Below are 22,630 nucleotides of genomic sequence, written 5' to 3' on the forward strand. Positions count from 1 at the left end.
GTTTTTATCTGAACAAGACGGAGTCATCGATGCAATTTCGTTCATTGGGCAAGACCGATATCTCGGTCAGCGCCATCGCACTGGGCACCATGACCTGGGGTGAGCAAAACACCGAAGCTCAGGCTTTCGAGCAAATCCAGTTGGCCAAGAAGGCTGGCGTCAACTTCATCGATACCGCCGAGATGTACCCGGTGCCGCCACGTGGGGAAACCTACACCAAGACCGAAAGCATCATCGGCGAGTACTTCAAGAAGTATGGTGATCGCAAGGATTGGGTGCTGGCCAGCAAGGTGGCCGGTCCTGGTCGCATGGAGCATATCCGCAATGGCAATCCGCGCCTGGATCGCGCCAATATCACCGCCGCACTGGAGGCCAGCCTCAAGCGTCTGAACACCGATTATCTGGATCTCTATCAACTGCACTGGCCGGATCGCAAGACCAACTTCTTCGGTGTGTTGGGCTATCAGCATGACCCGGACGATTCGGCAGTGGAGATCGAGGAAACCCTGTCGGTGCTGAACGATCTGGTCAAGGCGGGCAAGATTCGCCATTTTGGTCTGTCCAACGAAACCCCGTGGGGCACCCAGCGTTTCCTGCACCTGGCTGAAACCCATGGCTTGCCGCGTGCCGTTTCCATCCAGAACCCGTACAACCTGCTTAACCGCAGCTTCGAGATCGGCCTGGCGGAAATCGCCATTCGTGAGCAGATTGGTCTGCTGGCCTATTCGCCACTGGCGTTCGGTGTGCTTGCAGGCAAGTACCTCGACGGCGCACGTCCGGCCGATGGCCGCCTGACGCTGTTCGAGCGCTTCCAGCGTTACAACAATCCGCAGGCCGTGCGTGCTACCGCGCAGTACGTGGCACTGGCCCGTCAGCACGGCCTGGACCCGGCACAAATGGCCCTGGCTTATGTGACCAGCCGCCCGTTCGTGACCAGCAATATCATTGGCGCGACCACTCTGGAGCAACTGGCTGTCAACCTGGCGAGCATCGATGTCTCGCTGTCCGATGAGGTTGTTGCCGGTATCGAAGCGATTCATGTCGGGCAACCCAACCCGGCTCCGTAAAGTGCTGCCCCCTCCCGATAGTGGGAGGGGGCTTGCCCGCGACTGAGCATGAAAGGCTAAATCCCCCTCCCGAAAACTCCCTGTTTTGGTGCGCAAATTCGCGTTCGCGAATGGGTTTGCCCCTGTCTTGTGCGCTTGCAAACCCATTTGTAGCTTCTTATGCATTAATGGTATTTAAAAACTTACACTTAATGGCATTAAGCTATAAGGCATCGGACCACCGGAGAACCTAATTACGTATCAATGAACGCTACCGTCCGCCGCACGGATCGCTCGTTGTTACCCAGGCAGAGAGGCCTGGGTCAGGGATTTAAAAGGGGAGCGGTATGGGGAGCTTTAAACGACACGTGCTGGGGACGGCCATTTTGTCAGCCAATTTGCTGACTGCCGGAACCTGGAGCGCCGCAGCGTTGGCCGAAGAGGCCAAAGAAGAGAGCAAGACGCTCGATACGGTTATCGTGACCGGCACTCGGGCTCAGGAGCGCACCGCAAGCGCTTCGTTGTCACCTATCGACGTCATTTCCGGCGACAGCCTGCGCAGTTCCGGCTCTGGAGAGCTGGGTGCGGTACTGGCGCGCCTGATTCCTTCGATCAACTTTCCGCGTCCCAGTCTGGTCGACGGTGCTGAGCTGACTCGTCCTGCGCAATTGCGTGGTCTTTCGCCTGATCAGGTGCTGGTGCTGGTCAATGGCAAGCGTCGTCATACTTCGGCCTTCGTCAACCTCGGTGGTGCGGTCGGCCGTGGCTCGGCACCTGCCGACCTGAACGCCATTCCGCTGTCGGCCATCGATCATATCGAAGTGCTGCGTGATGGTGCGTCGGCGCGCTACGGCTCGGACGCCATCGCCGGGGTTATCAACGTCATCCTTAAAGAGGGTGATCACGGTGGTTCGATCTCCACTCAGTACGGTCAGTACAAGAAGGGTGACGGGATCAAGCGCAACATTTCGGGTAACACCGGTTTTGCCCTGGGCAGCAATGGCTTCCTCAACCTTTCCGGCGAAGGCGCAAATAACGATTACACCGACCGTGCCGGTAATGACTTCCGCCCTGCAAGCGTCGGTTCTACCACCTACGGTCAGCATGTATTCCGTCAGGGTGAGCCGGAAACCGAAGAAGGCAAGATCCAGTTCAACGGTGGCTACACCTTCAGCGATGCTGCCGAGTTCTACAGCTTTGGCGGCTACAGCAAGCGTCGCGGTGAAACGGCAGCGTTCTACCGGGCCAGCAATGCCGGTAACAACATTCCTGCGATTTTCCCCAATGGTTACCTGCCGCTGATTCGCGGCACCCTGGAAGACACGACGCTGGTCGCCGGTTTGCGTGGCGAGCTTGCCAATAACTGGCATTACGACCTGTCTGCCAACTACGGCAAGAACTCTTACGAGTTGCGCACCAAGACCATCAACACCTCGTTGGGTCTGGCCACTCCGCGCTCGTTCTACAACGGTACGCTGACCAACGACCAGAAGCAGCTCAGCCTGGATCTGTCCCGTGAGTTCAGTGCTGCGTGGCTGCCGTATCCAGTGTCGGTGGCGTTCGGTGCCGAGTATCTGCATCAGGGTTATCAGATCGAGGCGGGTCAGGCCGAGTCCTACTTCCAGACCGGTAGCTCCGGGCTTGGCGGTTTCCGCGCAGCGGATGCGGGCAGCTATTCGCGGCATAACATTGCCCAGTATCTGGACCTGGAAACCAATATCACTGAAAAGCTCGGGGTTTCGGCTGCTGTGCGTCGCGAGGACTACAGTGACTTCGGCTCCAATACCAGTGGCTCGGTTTCGGCGCGTTACGATTTCACGCCGCGTATCGCCTTGCGCGGTAGCGTTTCGACAGGGTTCCGCGCGCCATCGCTGGCTCAGCAGAACTTCACGTATACCTCGTCGCAGTTGATCGGCAACACCATCCAGGAAGCGGGTACGTTCCCGGCCAACAGCAATGTGGCCCAACTGTTGGGTGCTGAAGATCTCAAGGCCGAGAAGTCCCGCAACTACAGCCTGGGCCTGGTGCTCAAGCCGCTGGACAATCTGACCGTGACTGCGGACGTCTACCGTATCGACATCCGTGACCGTATCTCGCTGTCCTCCAACCTGGTGCTCAACAACGCTGCAACCAACTACCTGCAAGCCAACGGTATCACTGACATCAACTACACCAGTGTCCGTTACTTCACCAATGCCACCGATACCAGCACCGATGGTATCGATCTGGTTGCCAACTACCGCTATCAGTTCGATAACGGTGTGGATTGGAACAGCACCCTGGGCTACAACTACAACCACACCAAAGTTACTGACGTAAAAGCCAACCCGCCGGAACTCGATCAACTGGGCGTCAACCTGGTGCGTGTGGATCGTCGCGAGCGTATCGGCCTGCTGGGTGATACCACGCCGCAGCATAAACTCACGCTGGCCAACGATTTCACGATCGGCAACTGGACGCTGCACTCGAACCTGGTGCGTTATGGCGAGTTCACCAGCTATCAGGCTGCCGAGGTCAACGACCAGACATTCAAGGCTGCCTGGCTGCTGGATCTGGCAGTGGATTACAAACTCAAGAACTGGGTCTTCACAGTGGGTGGCGACAACGTTACCGACGTTTACCCGGAGAAGCTGAACGAGTTTGCTTCCAGTGGCGGCAACCTGGCTTACAGCACCTTTTCACCTTATGGGTATAGCGGCGCGTTTTACTACGCACGTGCCACCTATAACTGGTAATCGCTGTTAAAAAAATCGCCCCCGCTTATGGCGGGGGCGATTTTTTTTGTCTGTAGAACCCGCCATCAGGCGGGGTGAGGCGGTTGGATCAGCTGCCTTGCAGCGGCTTGGCATCCTGGAAGAAATAATCTTTCCATGATTCTGGCTTGTTCTTGATCGCGCCGACGCGGTACAGGAATTCGGCCAGCGGGTAGGTGTTTTTCGGGGTGATGGTGAACTGGAACTCGGGCTTGTCGATGATCTGCAGCAGTTCGGCACGATCGATCTTGGCCTTGGTGACACGGATGTAGGTGTCTGCCGCAGCACCGATGTCCTTGCGGACAAAGTCTTCGGCTTCCGACAACGCTTCAATGAATGCCTTGTAGGTCTTCGGGTTTTCCTTGCGGAATTTCTCGGTGGCGAACAGTACGGTTGGCGAGTTTGGCCCCAGCAGGTCGTAGGTGTTGAGCACGACATGCACGTTAGGGTTTTTCAGTTCCTGCTCCTGGAAGGGCGGGTTGGAGAAGTGCCCGGTCAGCTCGGTGCCACCGGCGATGAGGCTGGCGGCAGCGTCAGGGTGAGGCAGGCTGATGGTGTACTTGTCCAGTCGGGCGTATTCCTTGTCGCCCCATTGTTTGGCTGCTGCATATTGCAGGTAGCGCGACTGTACGGAAACGCTCACTGCCGGCACGGCGATGCGGTCCTTTTCAGTGAAGTCGGCGATGGTCTTGACCTTGGGGTTGTTGCTGACCAGGTAGTACGGGAAGTTACCCAGCGAGGCGACGGCCTTGACGTTCTGTTTGTCCTTGGTGCGGTCCCAGATTGTCAGCAGCGGGCCGACGCCGGCGCCTGCGATATCGATGGAGCCTGACAGCAAGGCATCGTTCACGGCCGAGCCGCCGGAAAGCTGGGTCCAGTCGACCTTGATCTCCAGGCCATCCTCTTTGCCGTGCTTCTCGATCAGGTTCTGGTCGCGAACAACGTTGAGCAGCAGATAGACGATGCCGAACTGTTCGGCGATCCGTATTTCACCTTCGGCCTGCGCAGTGGCAGGCATTATCAGCGCGCCGGACATCAGTGCAGCACCCAGGCCGATGGCGGTTGCCAGGCGAGACAGGCGTTTCGTGGGTTTTTGCATACAAGGCTCCAGCTTTCGAGGGATATATTCAGGTGTGGAGTGAGCTTATATGCATAAAAAATGTTATTTAAATAACATTTAAGAATATTTATATGATGAATCGATAGTGGCTATTTATCATTGTTGTGCATATTGGGCGGTGCTCTTTATTTATCCGGCTTTGCCTTTGTGGTCGGGCCTGAGGTTTTTTTCGGTTTTGGCTTTTCATCAGGCTCGCGCAGATTTTCCAGTGCGACTTCCTTCTTTATCAGCAGCAATTCCAGCATGCGATTCTGCTGTCGTGTGTCGACCAGACTCTGCTTGAGTTCAGTGTTCTCGTCCTGAGTGGTGCGCAGTCGTTCTTCGAACAGGGCGCATTGGGTCTGTGAGTGCTGGTACTGCTCGCTGGTGCTGGCGGCTTGTTGAGTGGTTTTGCTCAGCAAGTCTTTCTGGCTTTCCAGCTCCCGTGCCACGTTGCGGCTCTCTGTCAGCAGTCGCTCATTGTCCCGGTTCAGGCGGGTGATTTCTTCCTGGCGCATCATCAGGCTTTGTTGGGCTTGGCGCAGTTCCATCTGGACCTGTTGTAGCTGACCTTCGTGGCGTTGTTGTTCCTGAGTGCGTTGTTCCGTGATCGAGTTTCGATAGTGCTCCAGCGCTTCGCGGGCGTGCCGATGCTTTTCTTCCAGCGAACGAATCTGCCCGTCCTTGTCTTGCAGGCGCGCTTCCAGATCCTGATTGGCCTGAAGCAGTCGGGCATTCTCCATCTGCTCGCCTTGCCGTGCCTGTTGCTGGTGGAGCAGGGCGGTGCTCTGTTGCTCGAAAGCTTCGGTCTGCCGTGCCAGTTGCTCTTGCAGCTCATTGATACGCTGCTGCGCTGTCGCAAGGTCCTGTTGCATGGCCTTGCGATTGGCGTCGTGCTCTGCCGAAGAAAAGTCGATGCGCCCCTGGGCCTGTTCCTGCAAGCGTTGGGCAAGCCGGGCAACCAGTTCCGTCAGCTCATCGTTGATGGCAGGAGCGGGCGTGTCGGTTTCATCCAGCTCCTTGAGGTAACGATGGATGGTGGTTTTCGAGCCGGTATTGCCCATTTCGACCCGTACGGCATCGATGCTCGGGTTTTCCCCGCGAGAGAGCAGGGCAAGCCGTGCCTTGTTCACCAGCGCCTTGTTTACACCGCCGCGAGCCATGCTGTCTCCTACGATTTCGTACTGTGGTATGTACCCTGTAATTACATACTATATTAAATCGTAAATCAGCGTGAAGTCTGCAATTAATTAACCTGTGATATTAGCGTATTATCCCGTGTCATACGCTTGTCTGGCCTGTGAGGGCGATATGCGCAGTACACAAAGGGGTGACAAGGCATGAATGACGTCGATCGCTACATCGAGGCGGCGACCCGGGACAACACCCGGCGCAGCTACCGAGCGGCCATCGAGCATTTCGAGGTGACATGGGGCGGGTTTCTGCCGGCCACCAGCGAGAGTGTGGCCCGCTATCTGGCGGCCTATGCTGCGACCCTGTCGGTCAATACCCTGAAGCTGCGCATGTCGGCACTGGCGCAGTGGCATAACAGTCAGGGTTTTGCCGACCCGACCAAGTCCGCGATGGTGCGCAAGGTACTCAAGGGCATACGCGCCTTGCATCCCGCTCAGGAGAAGCAGGCCGAGCCTTTGCAACTGCAGGATCTTGAGCGTGTGGTTGCCTGGCTTGAAGCTCAGGCGAATGATGCGCTGGTACGGCACGATCAGGCGCAGTTGCTGCGCTGTCGCCGCGATGCGGCGCTGATCCTGCTGGGATTCTGGCGAGGGTTTCGCAGTGACGAGCTGTGCCGCCTGCAAATCGAGGACATCAAGGCGATTCCCGAATCCGGGATCAGTCTTTACCTGCCGCGTAGCAAGGGTGATCGGGACAATATCGGCAAGACCTACCAGACCCCGGCCCTGCAGCGCCTGTGTCCGGTGCAGGCTTACATCGACTGGGTCAATTGCTGTGCCCTGGCGCGTGGCCCGGTATTTCGCTCCATCGATCGTTGGGGCAATCTGGGCGAGGAGGGCCTGCATGTCAGCAGTGTCATTCCCTTGTTGCGTCAGGCCTTCGAGCGTGCAGGTATCAGCGCCGATCAATACACCAGCCACTCGTTGCGCCGCGGGTTTGCTACCTGGGCTCATCGCAACGGATGGGATCTCAAGTCGCTCATGGCTTACGTGGGCTGGCGGGACATGAAGTCTGCGATGCGTTACATTGAGCCGGTTACGTTCAGCGCTCCCTCCGAGGAGGTGAGCGGCTTGAAGGTTTCTTCTATTAATAAGCTGCGCCGATAGGCAAAACTAATGAGTGATATCAGGTTTGCCAATGAGCCTTTGTCATCAATCGTGCGTAAGCTTCACTCCATCGAATTCACAACCCATCAGGAGATTCACCGATGCCTATTATCAACAGCCAAGTAAAACCGTTCAAAGCAACCGCATTCAAGAACGGTGCTTTCGTCGACGTATCGGAAGCTGACTTCAAAGGTAAATGGTCTGTCGTATTCTTCTACCCAGCCGACTTCACCTTTGTTTGCCCTACCGAACTGGAAGACCTGGCTGACAACTACGCTGAGTTCCAGAAACTGGGCGTCGAGATCTACAGCGTTTCTACCGACACTCATTTTGCCCACGCTGCATGGCACAACACTTCGCCAGCAATCGGCAAAATCCAGTACACCATGATCGGCGACCCTACTCTGCAGATCTCCCGCAACTTCGACGTGCTGATCGAAGAAGCCGGTCTGGCTGATCGCGGTACTTTCGTGGTTAACCCTGAAGGCCAGATCAAAATCGTTGAACTGAACGATGGCGGCGTTGGCCGTGACGCTTCCGAGCTGCTGCGCAAGATCAAGGCTGCTCAATACGTCGCTGCTCACCCAGGCGAAGTCTGCCCGGCCAAGTGGAAAGAAGGCGAGGCTACCCTGGCTCCGTCCCTGGACCTGGTTGGCAAGATCTAAGTCGTATGAAACGGCTAGGGGCTTTGAGCTCTTGAGCAAGTAAACCGCATCGCCCCAAAAAACGCCCGGGCGGTCATCGCCTGGGCGTTGTTTTTTCTACCTTCGTAAAAATAGGAAGTCGCCACATGTTGGACGCCAATCTTAAAGCCCAGTTGAAATCCTACCTGGAGCGGGTTACTCGCCCCATCGAGATCGTTGCGTCCCTTGATGACGGCGCCAAATCCCAGGAAATGCTGGCTCTGCTGAACGATGTGCTCAGTGTTTCCAAAGACATCACCCTGCAAGACAACGGCACCGATGCGCGCAAGCCGTCGTTCTCGCTGAACAGCCCGGGTCAGGATATCAGCCTGCGTTTCGCCGGCATCCCGATGGGGCACGAATTCACCTCGCTGGTCCTGGCGTTGCTGCAAACTGGCGGCTACCCACCCAAGGTCAGCGCGGAAACCATCGAACAGGTTCGCGCTCTGCAAGGCGAGTTCCGTTTCGAGACTTATTTTTCGCAGTCTTGCCAGAACTGCCCGGACGTCGTTCAGGCCTTGAACCTGATGGCAGTCCTCAATCCGAACATCAAGCACGTCGCTATCGACGGTGCGTTGTTCCAGGATGAAGTGACCGAACGCAAGATCATGTCGGTTCCGAGTATCTACCTCAATGGCGAACTGTTCGGTCAGGGCCGTATGGGCCTTGAAGAAATCCTCGCCAAGATCGACACCGGCGCCAGCGCCCGTCAGGCTGAAAAACTCAACGCCAAGGACGCCTTCGACGTTCTGGTAGTAGGCGGTGGTCCAGCCGGTTCGGCCGCAGCGGTCTACGCAGCCCGTAAAGGCATTCGTACCGGTGTTGCGGCAGAGCGTTTCGGCGGTCAGGTGCTGGACACCATGGCAATCGAGAACTTCATCTCGGTACAGCACACCGAAGGGCCGAAACTGGCCGTTGCGCTTGAAGAGCACGTCAAGCAATACAACGTCGACATCATGAATCTGCAGCGCGCCGACAAGCTGATTCCCGGCAAGGCCGGTGAGTTGCATGAAGTGAAGTTCGCCAGCGGTGCAAGCCTCAAGGCCAAGACCGTGATTCTGGCAACCGGCGCTCGCTGGAGGGAGATGAATGTTCCGGGCGAGCAGCAATACCGCAACAAGGGCGTTGCCTACTGCCCGCACTGCGATGGCCCACTGTTCAAAGGCAAGCGTGTTGCAGTGATCGGTGGTGGTAACTCGGGCGTTGAAGCGGCCATTGACCTGGCGGGTATCGTGTCTCACGTCACCCTGCTGGAGTTCGATGTGCAATTGCGTGCCGATGCCGTTCTGCAACGCAAGCTGCACAGCCTGCCGAACGTTACAGTGATTACCAGCGCCCAGACCACTGAAGTGACTGGCGATGAGCAGAAGGTCAACGGCCTGCGCTACAAGAATCGCGTGAATGGCGAGGAAGTGACTGTAGAGCTGGAAGGTATCTTCGTGCAGATCGGCTTGCTGCCTAACAGTGAATGGCTCAAGGGCACCATCGAACTGTCGCCACGTGGCGAGATCGTGGTCGATGCGCGGGGCGAAACTTCAGTGCCGGGTATTTTCGGTGCCGGTGACGTGACGGTTGCTCCTTACAAGCAGATCATCATCGCCCTGGGCGAGGGTGCCAAGGCCTCCCTGAGTGCTTTCGATCACCTGATCCGTACCTCTGCTCCGGCCTGATTGGCGGTCAGATACAAGAAAGCCCCATGAGTGATCATGGGGCTTTCTTGTACACGGTCCATTCGCGAATAAATTGGCTCCTACGGTGTACTGGCTGCAGGAGCGAATTCATTTGTGAGCAGGTGACGGATTACAACGGTGTCGGCTGAATGATTTCCACCCAGTAACCATCCGGGTCCTTGATGAAGGCCAGGTTGTTCATGCGGCCATCGGCCAGGCGTTTCTGGAAATCCACGCCGAGCTTTTCAAAGCGTTCGCAGGCCTCGTGTACATCCGGTACGGACACGCAGATATGCCCGAAGCCACGCGGGTCGCTGTTGCCGTTGTGGTAGGAGAACGCAGGATCGTTTTCGGTGCCGTGGTTGTGGGTCAGTTCCAGGATGCCGGGGATCGATTTCATCCATTCGTGGCGAGCCTTGTCGTCGGCAGGGATCTGGGCCTTGTCTACCAGGGTCAGGAAGTACAGGCTGAACTCTGCTTCCGGGAAGTCGCGTTTTTCTACCAGGCTGAAACCCAGTACACGAGTATAGAAATCCAGCGAAGCGGTGACGTCCTTGACGCGCAGCATGGTGTGGTTGAACACGAAACGCTGGGTTGCCGCTTCGGGTTCAGCGGTTACGCCAGGGAAGGTGTTGAGTTCTTGCAGGCTCATGGGGGTCTCCAACAGAGTGTTCAAAAAGTCTTGCCAAATGATACGGGGCGGGGCGCTCGGTGCCAAACCCTGTGCTGATCAGGCTTGCACTGCTCAAAAGTGCTCAGCCCCTTGCTCGTGACGGGCGACAGGCTCAGAATTTCCAGTTTCCTGTACTGAGTAGCTTCAATCATGACTTTCACGCCATGCAGATCCTTGTTCATAAGCCTGTGCCTGTTGGGAGCCGCAGAGGTGCATGCCGCTGATGCAATGATCATCTGGCCAGCAGGCTGGGAAGTGGAGTCGCTTCCGGCAGCGGACTCCTCAACTCAACCCTCTGTGCAGGTCAGACAACGCGCAGTGAAAAACGATCAGGCCGGTAATCCGAGCATGGTAATGGAGCTGACGCAGTCTCGGCTGGTGCCGGGCCATGAGGTCAATGTGCAGGCCGTGCTGCTGGAGATGCGCAAGTCGATTCAGGTCAATTTTGCCCGTAGCGGCATGCAGAGTGTGTGTACCCATGTACGCGAAGGGCAGCTCAGTGTGATTCCTTCGCTGGAAACCACCTGCACCGTCACTCAGAACGGTGTGCATGTGCTGACCCAGACGCTGGTGGCGGCGGCAAACAAGGAGATGGCGTGGTCGTTGTCCTACGCCGGGTCGGTCGATGGCTATGCGGCCAGCAAGGACGAGGTTCTGCGTATTCGGGACAGTCTGAAGCTCGATTCGGCCCGCTAAGCCGTGGCGCTTTTCTGCGGGCAAAAAGAAGCCCGCCGAAGCGGGCATGGGGCGCTATTCCTTTAGCGGCCTTCATCTTGTAAGAAGTCGTGTGAAAAAAATGTGAAGTCCTGACTTGAAGTTATTGCATTCAAGGTGCGCAGGTGCTGGCCAGTTGAGCAAGCCTCACGGCATGCAGGCGGGTACTTATGGCAGCTCGTCAAAAAGTTAACGTATTCGTACCGTGCAACACTGAAAAATATTGACGTTGAATCTTCGGCGATGTTGTCTTGCCTTACAGGGTATTGCGAGGAAGTGACGCATTTCACACATCAAGGATGAGGGGCGTTTGCTGTCGGGATGCTGAAGGCGGATCGATTTTTTCAAGTTGTAACAGCGGGGCAATATGTTTGGATAAAGAGAGGATTATTGGCGTCATTATTTTAACGTGAGGATGATATGTCGCTCTGTATTATATGCGGTACACGCTAAATAGGGGTCATGTATATGAATTCCACGTGCTTATACACATGCGTATCTATGAAACCATGCTTTTTTCGAGAGGCGGCGGCGGGGAGTGGCCAATAAAAAGCCCTGCGGATGCAGGGCTTGCTTTACGAGAAAGCGCAATCAGGCACGAAGCCAGGAATCGACAGTCTCGACGCCGTATTGCTCTTTCCAGGACTTGAGACCGCGGTGGTTGCCGCCTTTGGTTTCAATCAGCTCGCCCGTGTGCGGGTTCTGATAGACCTTTACAACTCGGGCGCGACGGCGTTTCGGGCCGGCGGCTGGCGCAACCAGGGAGGTGGAGCTGACAGGGTCAAGGATGGCGATGATGTCGCGCAGGCTTTTGCCATAGCTGCCCATCAGGTCCTGGAGCTTCTGCTCGAATTCAATCTCCTTTTTCAGCCCGGCGTCATTCTTCAGGGATTCCAGCTGTGCAAGCTGTTCTTGAAGGGCTTTCTCTGCTGCTCGAAACTCGGCAAGTCTGGACAAATAAAATACTCCAACAATGTAGTGGCTGTTGATAGCCCGATAAAGCGATATGACAAAAACGTTAGGCCGGCTCGCTCATTGATTCCTACCCAGTCCCGGCGCTTTTCAATCATGAAACTAAGCGTTCCGGTCACGCAATCGGGAGTAATGGGTAGTTATAATCAGTTGCCCCTAAATAATGCACGTTTTTTACGAGTTAGAAAATAGTCTTCTTGAAAATGATTAAATGAAATTGCTTTCATCAGTTGGCGGCTTCTATCACTCGTTGTGTTATCGAGCGAAGCGCGTTGTAAGTTATTTCCGATATTAGGTGTCGGTTGAATAATGTCTGAAATCTATGGGATCAGGTTAAAAACAGACGCGAAATGCTTATTTTCGGCCGGTCAGCCAGCTGGCTGGACCGGTTCCTAAAGTCCTTGTTGCAGGGCGGGGTCATCCGGATTCTGTTGTTCGAGCTCTGCCAGCAGGACCTGCACATTCTGCAATTGACCATTTTCCTTCCAGTACTGGATCAGGAGCACCCGTGCCCGTCGGTTGGCAGGCTGGTTCTGGAGTATTTGCACCAATTGCTTCTGTGCAGCTTCCAGTTGATCCAGATCATGCAGGGCTACCGCCAGGTCGTAGCGGTAATCGTTGTTGCCTGGTTCAAGTTCCGCTGCCTTTGCCAGGCTGAGCAGGGCGTACTCGCTCTGCCCGTGGTTCAGTAGCCACATGCCCAGGGCATGTTGCAGCAGGGAGGATTCGGGGTTGCGCTCCAGCAAGCGGGCAAAAAGACTGCGCGCCTGATCCGCCTGACCTTTCTTGTCCAGCAGTTCGATATGCGCCAATGCGGCTTCGACGTTTTCGGGGTCCAGGGCAATGGCGTTCTTCAGGGCTGAAAGTGCAGGCTCCAGATCACCGGTCTGCAGGTAGAGCTTTGCCAGTTGCAGCTGGTTCTGTGCGGTTTGCGGCTGGGTTTTCAATGCTTCCTGATAGGCCTCGGCGCCTTGTTGCAGCACGGCAAAGTACAACCCCAGATCATCCGGGGACAGCCCCAGTAATGCACGGGTGGCGCTGAACCTCACGGATTGTTCGGCGTCTTCCAGCAGTGGGCCGAGCACGAGGCTGCGCTGTCCGTCGGGTATCAGTTTCACACTGGCTTCAATCGCTGCCTCGCGTACTTGTGGCGATGGGTTCTTGAGGCTGGCATTGAGCAGCTTGAGTGCCTGGGGGCTCGGGTAATTGTTCAGTTCGGCCAGGAGGGCCATCCGATGCGCAGGCGAAAGGTCCGTTCGCGCCAGTTGCTGATAAAGCATGCGCGCTGCGCCGGGTTTGCCGTCATGGGCTTGTTGCATCGCTTGCGCGTAGGTGTGATTCAGCTTGGCTGCGGGTTGGGCAGGGCTGCTGCGCCACGACCACACAGTCACTACCAGTGTAATGAGCACTATGGATACAGCCGCAATGCCGATCAGTTTGCGACGTCGAGTAGTGGGGCGAGGCGATGAGCCCTGTAAAGGCAATCTGGGCATATCGAGTTCCAATTCTTGACGGCTTGCAGCTTCGGGCAGTGACTGGCTGCTGTCAAACTTCAATCTTGAATAGCCTGTAAATACGGGACGGAAAAAAGCCCCGCGCTCATGGAGTGCGAGGCTGATCGGTCATGCAATCAATGCATCAGGCCTGTGGTTGCCATCCACCGCCTAAAGCCTTGTAGATCGCCACGATACCGCGATAGGTCTCGATTTCTGCCTGGGCCTGTGAGTCTTCGGCTGCCAGTCGTTCCCGCTCGGCATCCAGCAGGACCAGGAAGTCCGCCGTGCCTTCGCGATACTGGATGGACGCCAGTCTCGCCGCGGCACGACTCGATTCACTCTGGCGAATCAGAGCCAGCAGGCGTTGCTGACGTTTGTCGTAGTCGCTGAAGGCGTTTTCCGACTCTTCGAGCGCCAGCAGTACTTGCTGTTCGTAGTTGGCCAGCGCGCCTTCGGCATCTGCATCGGCGCTGCGGATCTGGGCGCGGACGCTGCCCAGATCGAAAGCGGCCCAGGTGATGTTCGGACCCAGGGCCCAGGCTCTGGCGGCCGACGAGCCAATCTGTGAGCCACGCCCGGCAGTAAAGCCCAGGAAGCCACTCAGGCTGACCCGTGGAAACAGGTCGGCAGTCGCCACACCGATACGTGCGGTGGAGGCGGCCAGTTGACGTTCGGCTGCACGGATATCAGGACGCTGACGCAATACCTGAGTCGGATCGCCAATCGGCAAGGCCTTGGCGATGGCCGGCAGTTTTGCCGGGCTCAAGTCCACGCTGAGGCTTTCGGGCCGTTCGCCCAGCAACGTCGCGATACGGTTACGCTGACGCACCTGCTCGGCCTGCAACTGCGGCACGCTGGCTTCGACGGCGGCGAGGCGGGCGTCGGCGCGCACCACGTCCAGCTCGTTGCCGACCCCGGCATCACGCAATTGTGTGGTAACGCCTCGGGAATCCTGCTGGTTTTTCAGGTTGTCCCGGGCAATGGCTTCGCGTAACTGGGCGCCGCGCAATTGACCATAAGCATCGACCACTTCGGCAATCAGCGTCACCTGAAGCTGATACAGATTGGCTTCGGCGGCTTCCTGATCCGCTTCGCTGGCTTCCAGTTGCCGTTGAATGCGACCGAACAGGTCCAGCTCCCAGGCCATGTCCAGGCCCAGGTCATAACGCTCGCTGTTGACGCGGCGCTCAGTTGTACCCGGTTGCTGGCCTTTACCCAGGTCGCTGCTGGCCCGGCTGGTGATCACGGGCATGGCATCGTTGCTGACGTCATCGCGAATCGCCCGTGCCGATTTCAGGCGGGCAAAGGCCACTCGCAGATCACGGTTGCCATCCAGTGAACGGCTGACCAGTGTGTTCAGGGTCGGGTCGTCGAACTGCTGCCACCACAGGGTATCCACCTTGCTGCGGTCATGGTTGCCCTGGGCTGCCGAGGCGAGTTTTGCCGGTGCAGTGTCAGGCGCTTTGTAATCCGGGCCGACGGCACAGGCCGCCAGCGCCAGAACCAGCAGGCTCGGAACGAAGAGTTTCAGAGCGCTCATCAATGCATCTCCGCAGACAAGGTGTTCAGTTTCTGGGCCTTGGCTGCCTTGCGGGCGTCCTGGCGTTCGACATAGTTACGGATCAGCACATAGAACACCGGCGTCAGCAGCAGACCGAAGAAGGTCACGCCGAGCATCCCGGAGAACACCGCCACGCCCATGGCATGACGCATCTCGGCACCGGCACCGCTGGAGATCACCAGTGGCACAACACCCATGATGAAAGCGAACGAGGTCATCAGGATCGGACGCAGACGCAGACGGCAGGCTTCCAGTACCGCATCCAGCGGGCTCAGGCCTTCTTCCTGTTTATCCTTGGCAAACTCGACGATCAGAATCGCGTTCTTGCATGCCAGGCCCACCAGTACGATGAGTCCGATCTGGGTAAAGATGTTGTTGTCGCTACCGGCAATGATCACCCCGGCGATGGCTGACAGCAGAGTCATCGGCACGATCAGGATCACAGCCAGCGGCAGGCTCCAGCTTTCGTACTGGGCTGCCAGTACCAGGAACGCCAGCAGTACGCAGAGCGGGAAGACAAACAGCGCGGTATTACCCGAAAGAATTTGCTGGTAAGTCAGGTCTGTCCACTCGTAGACCATGCCGTTGGGCAGTTCTTCCTTGAGCAGTTTCTCGATGGCGGCCTCTGCCTGACCGGAGCTGTAGCCCGGTGCGGCGGCACCGTTGATCTCGGCGGTGATGAAGCCGTTGTAGTGCATCACCCGGTCGGGACCTGCGGTATCGCTGATCTTGACGAAGGTTGCCAGCGGGATCATTTCACCCAGGTTGTTACGCACCTTGAGCTGAGCGATCTGGTCGGCATCCTGACGGAACTGCTGTTCAGCCTGAACGTTGACCTGATAGGTACGGCCGAAGCGGTTGAAGTCGTTGGCGTACAACGAGCCCAGATAAACCTGCAAGGTATCGAAGATGTCGCTGATTGCAACGCCGTGGGTCTTGGCTTTTTCGCGGTCGATGGCGGCATCGACCTGAGGCACGTTCACGGTATAGCTGGTGAACAGGCCTGCCAGCTCCGGCACGCTACGGCTCTTGGCGATGACGTTCTGGGTTTCCTTGTACAGCTCGTCATAACCCAGGTTGCCACGGTCTTCGATCTGCAGACGGAAACCACCAATGGTGCCCAGCCCCTGTACCGGCGGTGGCGGGAAGATCGCCATGTAAGCTTCCTGAATGGACGCGAACTTGCCGTTCAGCGCGCCAGCGATGGCATTGGCCGATTGACTCGGGTCCTTGCGCTGGTCAAAGTCCTTGAGTGCAACGAATACCACACCGTTGTTGGGGCTGTTGGTGAAGCCGTTGATCGACAGGCCCGGGAAGGCGATGGCGTTTTCGACACCTGGCTGCTGAAGCGCCAGCTCGGACATCCGCTTGATGACGTCCTCGGTACGGTCCAGGCTGGCAGCGTCCGGAAGTTGAGCGAAGGCCACCAGATACTGTTTGTCCTGACTCGGTACGAAACCGGTCGGCGTGCTGGAAAAGCCCATCCAGGTCAGAACCATCAACCCTGCGTAAACCAGCAGTGCGATGCCGCTGCTGCGAATGACGCGGGCTACCGTGCCGACATAGCCATGGCTGGCTTTCTCGAAGAAGCGGTTGAACGGACGGAACAGCCAGCCACCGAGCAGTTTGTCGAGGAACAGCGAGAACTTGTCTTTGGGCGCGCCATGAGCCTTGAGCAGGACGGCTGCCAGAGCCGGCGACAGGGTCAGGGAGTTGAACGCCGAGATCACGGTCGAGATGGCAATGGTCAGAGCGAACTGTTTATAGAACTGACCTGTCAGCCCGGAAATGAACGCAGCCGGTACGAATACCGCACACAGCACCAGCGCCGTGGCGATGATCGGCCCTGTCACTTCACCCATGGCCTTGTGGGTTGCCTCCATCGGAGACAGTCCCAGTTCGATATTACGCTCGACGTTTTCCACGACGACGATGGCGTCGTCCACCACGATACCGATGGCCAGTACCAACCCGAACAACGACAGTGCGTTCAGGGAGAAGCCGAACATGTGCATGACCGCGAACGTACCGATCAACGACACCGGCACAGCGACCAGCGGGATGATCGAGGCGCGCCAGGTCTGCAGGAACAGGATCACGACCAGTACAACCAGGATCAGCGCTTCGAACAGGGTATGGATTACCGCTTCGATGGAGCCGCGCACGAAAATGGTCGGGTCATATACGATGCTGTAGTCCATGCCTTCCGGGAAGCCCTTTTTCAGCTCGGCCATCTTGCTGCGTACGTCATTCGAGATATCGATGGCGTTGGAGCCGGGGCGCTGGAAGATCGGAAGGGCAACAGCCGGTTTATTGTTGAGCAGCGAGCGCAGAGCGTATTGATTCGAGCCCAGTTCCACGCGGGCAATATCTTTCAGGCGAGTGATTTCACCATCGGCACCCGCGCGAATGACAACGTTCTCGAACTCTTCCTCACTGACCAGACGGCCCTGAGTGTTGATCGACATCTGGAAGCTGGTTGCGCTCGGGGAGGGTGGCGCGCCCAGTTGGCCGGCCGCAACCTGACGGTTTTGTTCACGAATGGCGTTGACCACATCGGTGGCGGTCAGATTGCGTGAAGCAGTCTTGTTCGGGTCCAGCCAGACACGCAGCGAGTAGTCGCCCATGCCGAACAGTTGCACGTCACCGACACCGCCCAGTCGTGCCAGCTCATCCTTGATGTTGAGCACGGCATAGTTGGACAGGTACAGCATGTCGTAGCGGTTATCCGGTGAGGTCAAGTGCACGACCATGGTCAGGTCGGGAGACGCCTTGTCCACCGTGATACCGATACGGGTCACTTCTTCGGGCAGTTTGGGTTCGGTTCGGGTAACGCGGTTCTGCACCTGCACCTGCGCGTTGTCCAGGTCAGTGCCCAGTGCGAAGGTGATGGTCAGGGTCAGCTTGCCGTCGGCCGTGGACTGCGAGGACATGTACAGCATGTTCTCGACACCTGTGATGGCCTGTTCCAGTGGTGAAGCAACGGTTTCACCGATGACCTTGGGGTTGGCACCGGGGAAGTTGGCACGTACCACGACTGTGGGCGGGACCACTTCCGGGTATTCACTGATCGGCAGCTGGAACAGCGAGATAGCGCCTGCGATCAGGATCAACAGTGACAACACTGCTGCGAAGATCGGCCGCGTGATAAAGAATTTGGAGAAGTTCATCGGACGAGTCCCTTAGCCGCGAGGCGCAGTTGCGCTGGCGATTTTGACAGCCGCCTTGGGCGTCACTTGTGGCAGGTTGCTGGCTTCGAGGGCCTGGCGTTGTTTGAGCAGTGCAGCCAGTGTTTCGCTGGAAGCCATTGGCGTTACTTCAGGGTCTACAGGCTGGCCAGGACGGACGCGCTGCAAGCCTTTGACGATAATGGTGTCGTCCTTGCCAAGACCGCTGCGCACGATGCGCAGGCCTTCAACCTTGGGACCCAGTTCGACGAAGCGATAGGCTGGCTTGTTGTCCTTCTCCATCACCAGTACGAATTTCTTGCCCAGATCGGTGCCTACGGCTTCGTCGTTGATCAGCATCGCGGAGTAGGTGCCGCTGCCCACCAGTTTGAGGCGTGCATACAGGCCGGGGGTGAAACTGCCATCTGTGTTGTCGAACACAGCGCGACCGCGAATGGTGCCGGTCCTCGGGTTGACCTGGTTGTCGACGAAGTTCATCTGGCCCAGGTGAGGGTTGCCTGTTTCGTTGGACAGTCCCAGATAGACCGGAGTGGTCTGGCCACGCTGACCCTTGCGCGCCAGTTCGGTGTACTTGAGGAATACGCGCTCGTCAGCATCGAAGTAGGCGTAGACCTTGTCGGTGGAGACCACGCTGGTCAGAGGCGTTACATCGGCCGTCACGATGTTGCCGGCAGTGATTTCCGCGCGGCTGACGCGACCGCTGATGGGCGCAGTGACGCGGGTAAAGCTCAGGTTGAGTCTGGCCACGTCCAGTTGCGCTTGAATCGCCGCAACACCGGCTTTTGCTTCCTGTGCCGAGGTCGTGCGCGAGTCTGCCAGTTCAGCGGAAATCGCATTGTTGGTACGCAGACGCTCACCGCGTTCGGCTTCGTTTTCACTGCGATTGGCTACGGCGCGAGCCTGTTGCAGTTGGGCTTCAAGACGACGAACTTCTGCCTGGAAAGGGCGTGGATCGATCTGGAACAACAGGTCGCCTTTCTTGACCAGTGAGCCGTCAGTGAAAGCCACTTGATCGATCTGCCCGGAAACCCGCGGACGAACTTCGACGGTTTCCGGCGCTTCCAGGCGACCGGTGAACTCATCCCATTCGTTGATCGGCTGTTCCAGCACTTTGGCGACACTGACTTTGGCTGCGGCTGGAGCCATGGTGGCCTCAGGTGCGCGTCCGCAGGCACTGATCACGATCAGGGCGAGGGCGGTGAGGGGATAGCGCAAATGAGAGAGAGACTGAGACATGGAAAAATCCGCCGATAGTATGAGATGGGCGGATTCTGTTGTGAGGGGGTTCTATTAACGAATCGAATAAACCGAAGGTTATTATCAGTGGGAATGATAAAGGTGATCGATGCCTCGTTTATGACCAGTCTCTTCGTCTGGTTGCTGACAGTCAACCGGCTGATGTCATAGCGTTCAACAGATTATTGAGCCGGGTAGCGGCAGTCCGTGGGACGAATTCATTTGCGACAAGACAGAAAGCAGACGCATTGTTGAATCTCATTCATAGCCGTATCAAGTAATACAGGTCTGGTTCGATACGCCTTCTCTCCCTACCATCGCGGGCAACTTTTGAACGTGGCCTGGGCCGAGATGAGAAAAATCCTGTTGCGAACATTGGCCGTGCTCACGGTCGGTATTGCCGTGCTGGTTGCGGCAGCCTTCTTCTATATGCGTCAGCCGGTTTTCGGGCAGTTGCCTCAGGGCGAGCGGCTTGCCCGCATCCAGGCGTCGCCGAACTATGTGAATGGTGCCTTTCAGAATCAGGAGGACACGCCTTTCCTGACCAATGGTGCTACCCAGTTGTCGATCCGCATCGATAACTTTTTCGCGCAGAAGGGCAAGCCTCGGCCTGCCCATGATATTCCCACGCAAAAGACCGACCTGCGCTCGCTGGACCCACAGGATGATCTGGTGGTGTGGCTCGGCCATTCTTCCTGGTACGTGCAACTGAACGGCAAACGCATCCTGATCGACCCGGTATTCAGTGATCATGCGGCGCCATTGCCCGGAGTGGTGACTGCGTTTGGCGGCACGAATATCTATTCGGTGCAGGACATGCCATGGATCGATGTATTACTGCTCACCCACGACCATTACGATCACATCGATTACCCGACGATCCTTGCCCTCAAGCCTCTGGTCAAACAGGTGGTTACCGGATTGGGCATCGGAGCGCATTTCGAGTCCTGGGGTTATGACGCGGCCAGGGTTCACGAGCTGGACTGGTATGACAGCTATGAAGTCAGCAAGGATCTGAAACTGCATGCGACACCTGCGCGGCATTATTCCGGACGCACACTGACCCGTAATCAGGCGTTGTGGGTAGGGTTTGCGCTGGAATCCCCTCAGCGGCGGCTGTTCTTCAGCGGCGACTCTGGCTATGGCAGCCACTTTGCAGAGATTGGCAAACGCTTCGGTCCGTTCGACTGGGTGTCGCTCGACAGCGGTCAGTACGATCCGCGTTGGGCTCACCTGCACATGAACCCCGAAGAGGCCGCTCAGGCTGCCAACGACCTCGGTGCCCGAGTATTGACTCCGGGGCATGTGGGACGCTTCTCCCTCGCGTCACATGACTGGAACGATCCTTTCCGACGCCTGACTGTGGCCAGCGAAGGAAGGGGCTATGCCCTGTGGACCCCCATGATCGGTCAGCCTGTTCACTTCGACGGTCGTGCCCAGACCTTTGAGGCATGGTGGAACAGCGTCGACTGAAGTGCTGACCCAGCCTCTACATACGCTTCAAGCGACTCGGCTGGCATGGGCCTGAGAATGCCCTCGGCCGAATCATCTGAGCAGGTTATGCGGATTGTGCCGACAGGTTTGTCGCGCAGTTCTCCCACTCTCTCGAAAGCCTCAGCAGGTGGAGAAATATGAATACACTGCAAACCCACCCGGAGCGACAAACGACTCCCGGCCATCCTCCGGCCTGGGGCGCCGTATTTTCAATGGCGCTCTGTGTCGTTGTACTGATCGCATCGGAGTTCATGCCGGTCAGCCTTCTTACGCCGATTGCCCAGGACCTTGGGATCAGCCAGGGGCAGGCAGGCCAGGCGATTTCGATTTCCGGCTTTTTTGCCGTCCTTACCAGCCTTCTGAATACGCCGCTGACCGGGCGATTCGACCGCAAGAAAGTGCTGCTGAGTTTCAGTCTGCTGCTGGTGATTTCTGGCGCAATTGTTACCTGGGCACATAACGGCATGCTCTTCATGACCGGGCGCGCCCTGTTGGGTATCTCGATTGGCGGTTTCTGGTCCATGTCGACCGCGACTGTCATGCGGCTGGTGCCCAAGGACTCCGTTGCAAAAGGCCTGGCACTCATTAACGGTGGCAACGCATTGGCGGCCACGGTTGCTGCGCCATTGGGCAGTTATCTTGGGCAGTTCATCGGATGGCGAGGCTCGTTTTTCCTCGTGATACCGCTGGCCGTGCTTGCATTCATCTGGCAATGGTTGAGCATTCCCGCGATGCGCAGTGAAGCGACTACCCGCTCCAGTAATCCTTTCCGTTTGCTGGGTAATCCTCAAGTCGCGCTCGGGATGCTGGCAATCATGCTGCTGTTCATGGGGCAGTTTGCGGTCTTCACTTATCTGCGCCCGTTTCTGGAAGCCGTCACCGGCGTGAGTGTCACGACGCTGTCGCTCATGCTTCTGTTGCTGGGAGCGAGCGGTGTCGTCGGTACTTACTTCATGGGCTCATTGCTGCAAACCCGTATGTACGCCTATCTCATCGCCATTCCGCTGTCGATGGCAGTCCTCGCTGCGCTGCTGATCGAGATGGGTAGCTCCATGTGGGCAGTGGGAGTCCTGCTCGCGGCATGGGGACTGGTTGCAACGCCTGCGCCCGTGGCGTGGGGGCTATGGTTGAGCAAGACTCTTCCGCACGATGCCGAGGCGGGTGGTGGCCTGATGGTCGCCACCATTCAAATGGCGATCACTGTCGGAGCCGGGCTGGGTGGCATGCTGTTCGACAGCCTGGGCTGGTGGAGTCCGTTTGCCCTGGGCGTCGTGGTCCTGCTCACATCCTCAGCCTTTGCGTGGATGGCGTTGGGGCAGGCGAGTCGGCATGAAGGTGTCGGTGGCACCGAAACTGACTCGCCCAGAGCTTGCTAGGTTGCGCTCCATCCACACACAAGGGCCAGGAAAAGCACCAGGGCAGGAAGAAGTGCATGTTTGTACTCGCGATGGAAGATCAGGGTAGCAAAGGCTCCTCCCATGATTGCAATGGCGAGGATTGAGCCTGCAATCCGTGTCTGCGGAAAAATGAAAAGTATGGCCGCGATAATTTCCAGCCCGCCAGTGACGTAATGGAACCAGCCAGGGTAGCGCCATCGCTCATAGTCTTTCCTGATCCGCGCCGGAGCGATCCAATTCACGATCCCGCCCAACAGAAAGAATGCTGCGAGCGCCCAAGGCAGAGCCTCTGTTAAATCTATGCCAGTCATTACGGTATATCCCATGAGTATCTGCTGAGCCCGGCTG

General features: G+C 57.3%; 17 protein-coding genes. 8 read left to right on the top strand and 9 right to left on the bottom strand.

From position 1 onward, the window contains the following. Window positions 1-29 precede the first annotated feature (29 nt). Together JL015_RS19520 and JL015_RS19525 are read left to right on the top strand one after the other, a co-directional pair. Complete coding sequence (locus JL015_RS19520) at window positions 30-1,067, top strand: NADP(H)-dependent aldo-keto reductase (RefSeq protein ID WP_201002142.1); 1,038 nt, start codon at window positions 30-32, stop codon at window positions 1,065-1,067. Between the two features lie 326 nt (window positions 1,068-1,393). Then, the gene (locus tag JL015_RS19525; protein WP_201002144.1) at window positions 1,394-3,781 is read left to right on the top strand and encodes a TonB-dependent receptor plug domain-containing protein; all 2,388 of its coding nucleotides are present in this window, start codon (window positions 1,394-1,396) and stop codon (window positions 3,779-3,781) included. Window positions 3,782-3,869: 88 nt separating this feature from the next. Here JL015_RS19525 and JL015_RS19530 read toward each other — a convergent pair whose 3' ends face one another. After that, window positions 3,870-4,898 (bottom strand): ABC transporter substrate-binding protein, encoded by a 1,029-nt coding sequence (locus JL015_RS19530; RefSeq protein ID WP_201019593.1) that lies wholly within the window; start codon window positions 4,896-4,898, stop codon window positions 3,870-3,872. 146 nt (window positions 4,899-5,044) lie between these two features. Then, the gene (locus JL015_RS19535; protein ID WP_201019594.1) at window positions 5,045-6,061 is read right to left on the bottom strand and encodes a DNA-binding protein; all 1,017 of its coding nucleotides are present in this window, start codon (window positions 6,059-6,061) and stop codon (window positions 5,045-5,047) included. A 177-nt stretch (window positions 6,062-6,238) separates the two neighbouring features. Between JL015_RS19535 and JL015_RS19540 the strand changes: the two genes are divergently transcribed. From JL015_RS19540 to ahpF, 3 genes are all read left to right on the top strand, one after another. After that, window positions 6,239-7,198 carry a site-specific integrase gene (locus tag JL015_RS19540; protein WP_201019595.1) on the top strand — a complete coding sequence of 320 codons (960 nt, stop codon included), beginning with the start codon at window positions 6,239-6,241 and terminating at the stop codon, window positions 7,196-7,198. 101 nt (window positions 7,199-7,299) lie between these two features. Further along, window positions 7,300-7,863, top strand: coding sequence for an alkyl hydroperoxide reductase subunit C (gene ahpC / locus JL015_RS19545; protein ID WP_025259928.1), 564 nt, complete (start codon window positions 7,300-7,302; stop codon window positions 7,861-7,863). Between the two features lie 125 nt (window positions 7,864-7,988). After that, entirely contained in the window at window positions 7,989-9,551 is a 1,563-nt protein-coding gene (gene ahpF / locus JL015_RS19550; protein ID WP_201002152.1) for an alkyl hydroperoxide reductase subunit F, read from the top strand. Window positions 9,552-9,681: 130 nt separating this feature from the next. Here ahpF and gloA read toward each other — a convergent pair whose 3' ends face one another. Next, on the bottom strand, window positions 9,682-10,203 hold the full coding sequence (gene gloA / locus JL015_RS19555) for a lactoylglutathione lyase (RefSeq protein ID WP_201019596.1): 522 nt from the start codon (window positions 10,201-10,203) through the stop codon (window positions 9,682-9,684). Between the two features lie 171 nt (window positions 10,204-10,374). Here gloA and JL015_RS19560 point away from each other — a divergent pair, with 171 nt between their 5' ends. Beyond that, a complete protein-coding gene (locus tag JL015_RS19560) occupies window positions 10,375-10,920 on the top strand; it encodes a DUF4946 domain-containing protein (RefSeq protein WP_201019597.1) in 546 nt (181 codons plus the stop codon). 609 nt (window positions 10,921-11,529) lie between these two features. On the opposite strand, the gene JL015_RS19565 is transcribed toward JL015_RS19560, so the two are convergent. The 5 genes from JL015_RS19565 to mexE all read right to left on the bottom strand — a co-directional run bounded on the left by JL015_RS19565 (window position 11,530) and on the right by mexE (window position 19,391). After that, entirely contained in the window at window positions 11,530-11,895 is a 366-nt protein-coding gene (locus tag JL015_RS19565) for a histone-like nucleoid-structuring protein, MvaT/MvaU family (RefSeq protein WP_201002158.1), read from the bottom strand. A gap of 407 nt (window positions 11,896-12,302) precedes the next feature. After that, a complete protein-coding gene (locus JL015_RS19570; RefSeq protein WP_201019598.1) occupies window positions 12,303-13,403 on the bottom strand; it encodes a tetratricopeptide repeat protein in 1,101 nt (366 codons plus the stop codon). A gap of 145 nt (window positions 13,404-13,548) precedes the next feature. Next, entirely contained in the window at window positions 13,549-14,946 is a 1,398-nt protein-coding gene (locus JL015_RS19575) for an efflux transporter outer membrane subunit (RefSeq protein ID WP_201002162.1), read from the bottom strand. Next, complete coding sequence (locus JL015_RS19580) at window positions 14,946-18,137, bottom strand: efflux RND transporter permease subunit (protein ID WP_201019599.1); 3,192 nt, start codon at window positions 18,135-18,137, stop codon at window positions 14,946-14,948. The genes JL015_RS19575 and JL015_RS19580 overlap by 1 nt, the downstream gene beginning before the upstream one ends. 12 nt (window positions 18,138-18,149) lie before the next feature. Then, complete coding sequence (gene mexE / locus JL015_RS19585; RefSeq protein WP_201019600.1) at window positions 18,150-19,391, bottom strand: multidrug efflux RND transporter periplasmic adaptor subunit MexE; 1,242 nt, start codon at window positions 19,389-19,391, stop codon at window positions 18,150-18,152. Between the two features lie 366 nt (window positions 19,392-19,757). On the opposite strand from mexE, the gene JL015_RS19590 reads away from it, so the two are divergent. Next, window positions 19,758-20,864: an MBL fold metallo-hydrolase gene (locus JL015_RS19590; protein ID WP_236250237.1), complete on the top strand. Its 1,107-nt coding sequence runs from the start codon at window positions 19,758-19,760 to the stop codon at window positions 20,862-20,864. 158 nt (window positions 20,865-21,022) lie between these two features. Further along, window positions 21,023-22,261 carry an MFS transporter gene (locus JL015_RS19600; protein ID WP_201019602.1) on the top strand — a complete coding sequence of 413 codons (1,239 nt, stop codon included), beginning with the start codon at window positions 21,023-21,025 and terminating at the stop codon, window positions 22,259-22,261. Here the strand turns inward: JL015_RS19600 and JL015_RS19605 are convergent. Continuing rightward, on the bottom strand, window positions 22,258-22,593 hold the full coding sequence (locus JL015_RS19605; RefSeq protein WP_201019603.1) for a DoxX family protein: 336 nt from the start codon (window positions 22,591-22,593) through the stop codon (window positions 22,258-22,260). The two genes, JL015_RS19600 and JL015_RS19605, sit on opposite strands and share 4 nt — an antisense overlap. Window positions 22,594-22,630 lie beyond the last annotated feature (37 nt).

The organism is Pseudomonas cichorii (assembly GCF_015471405.1).
Classification (GTDB): domain Bacteria; phylum Pseudomonadota; class Gammaproteobacteria; order Pseudomonadales; family Pseudomonadaceae; genus Aquipseudomonas; species Aquipseudomonas serbiensis.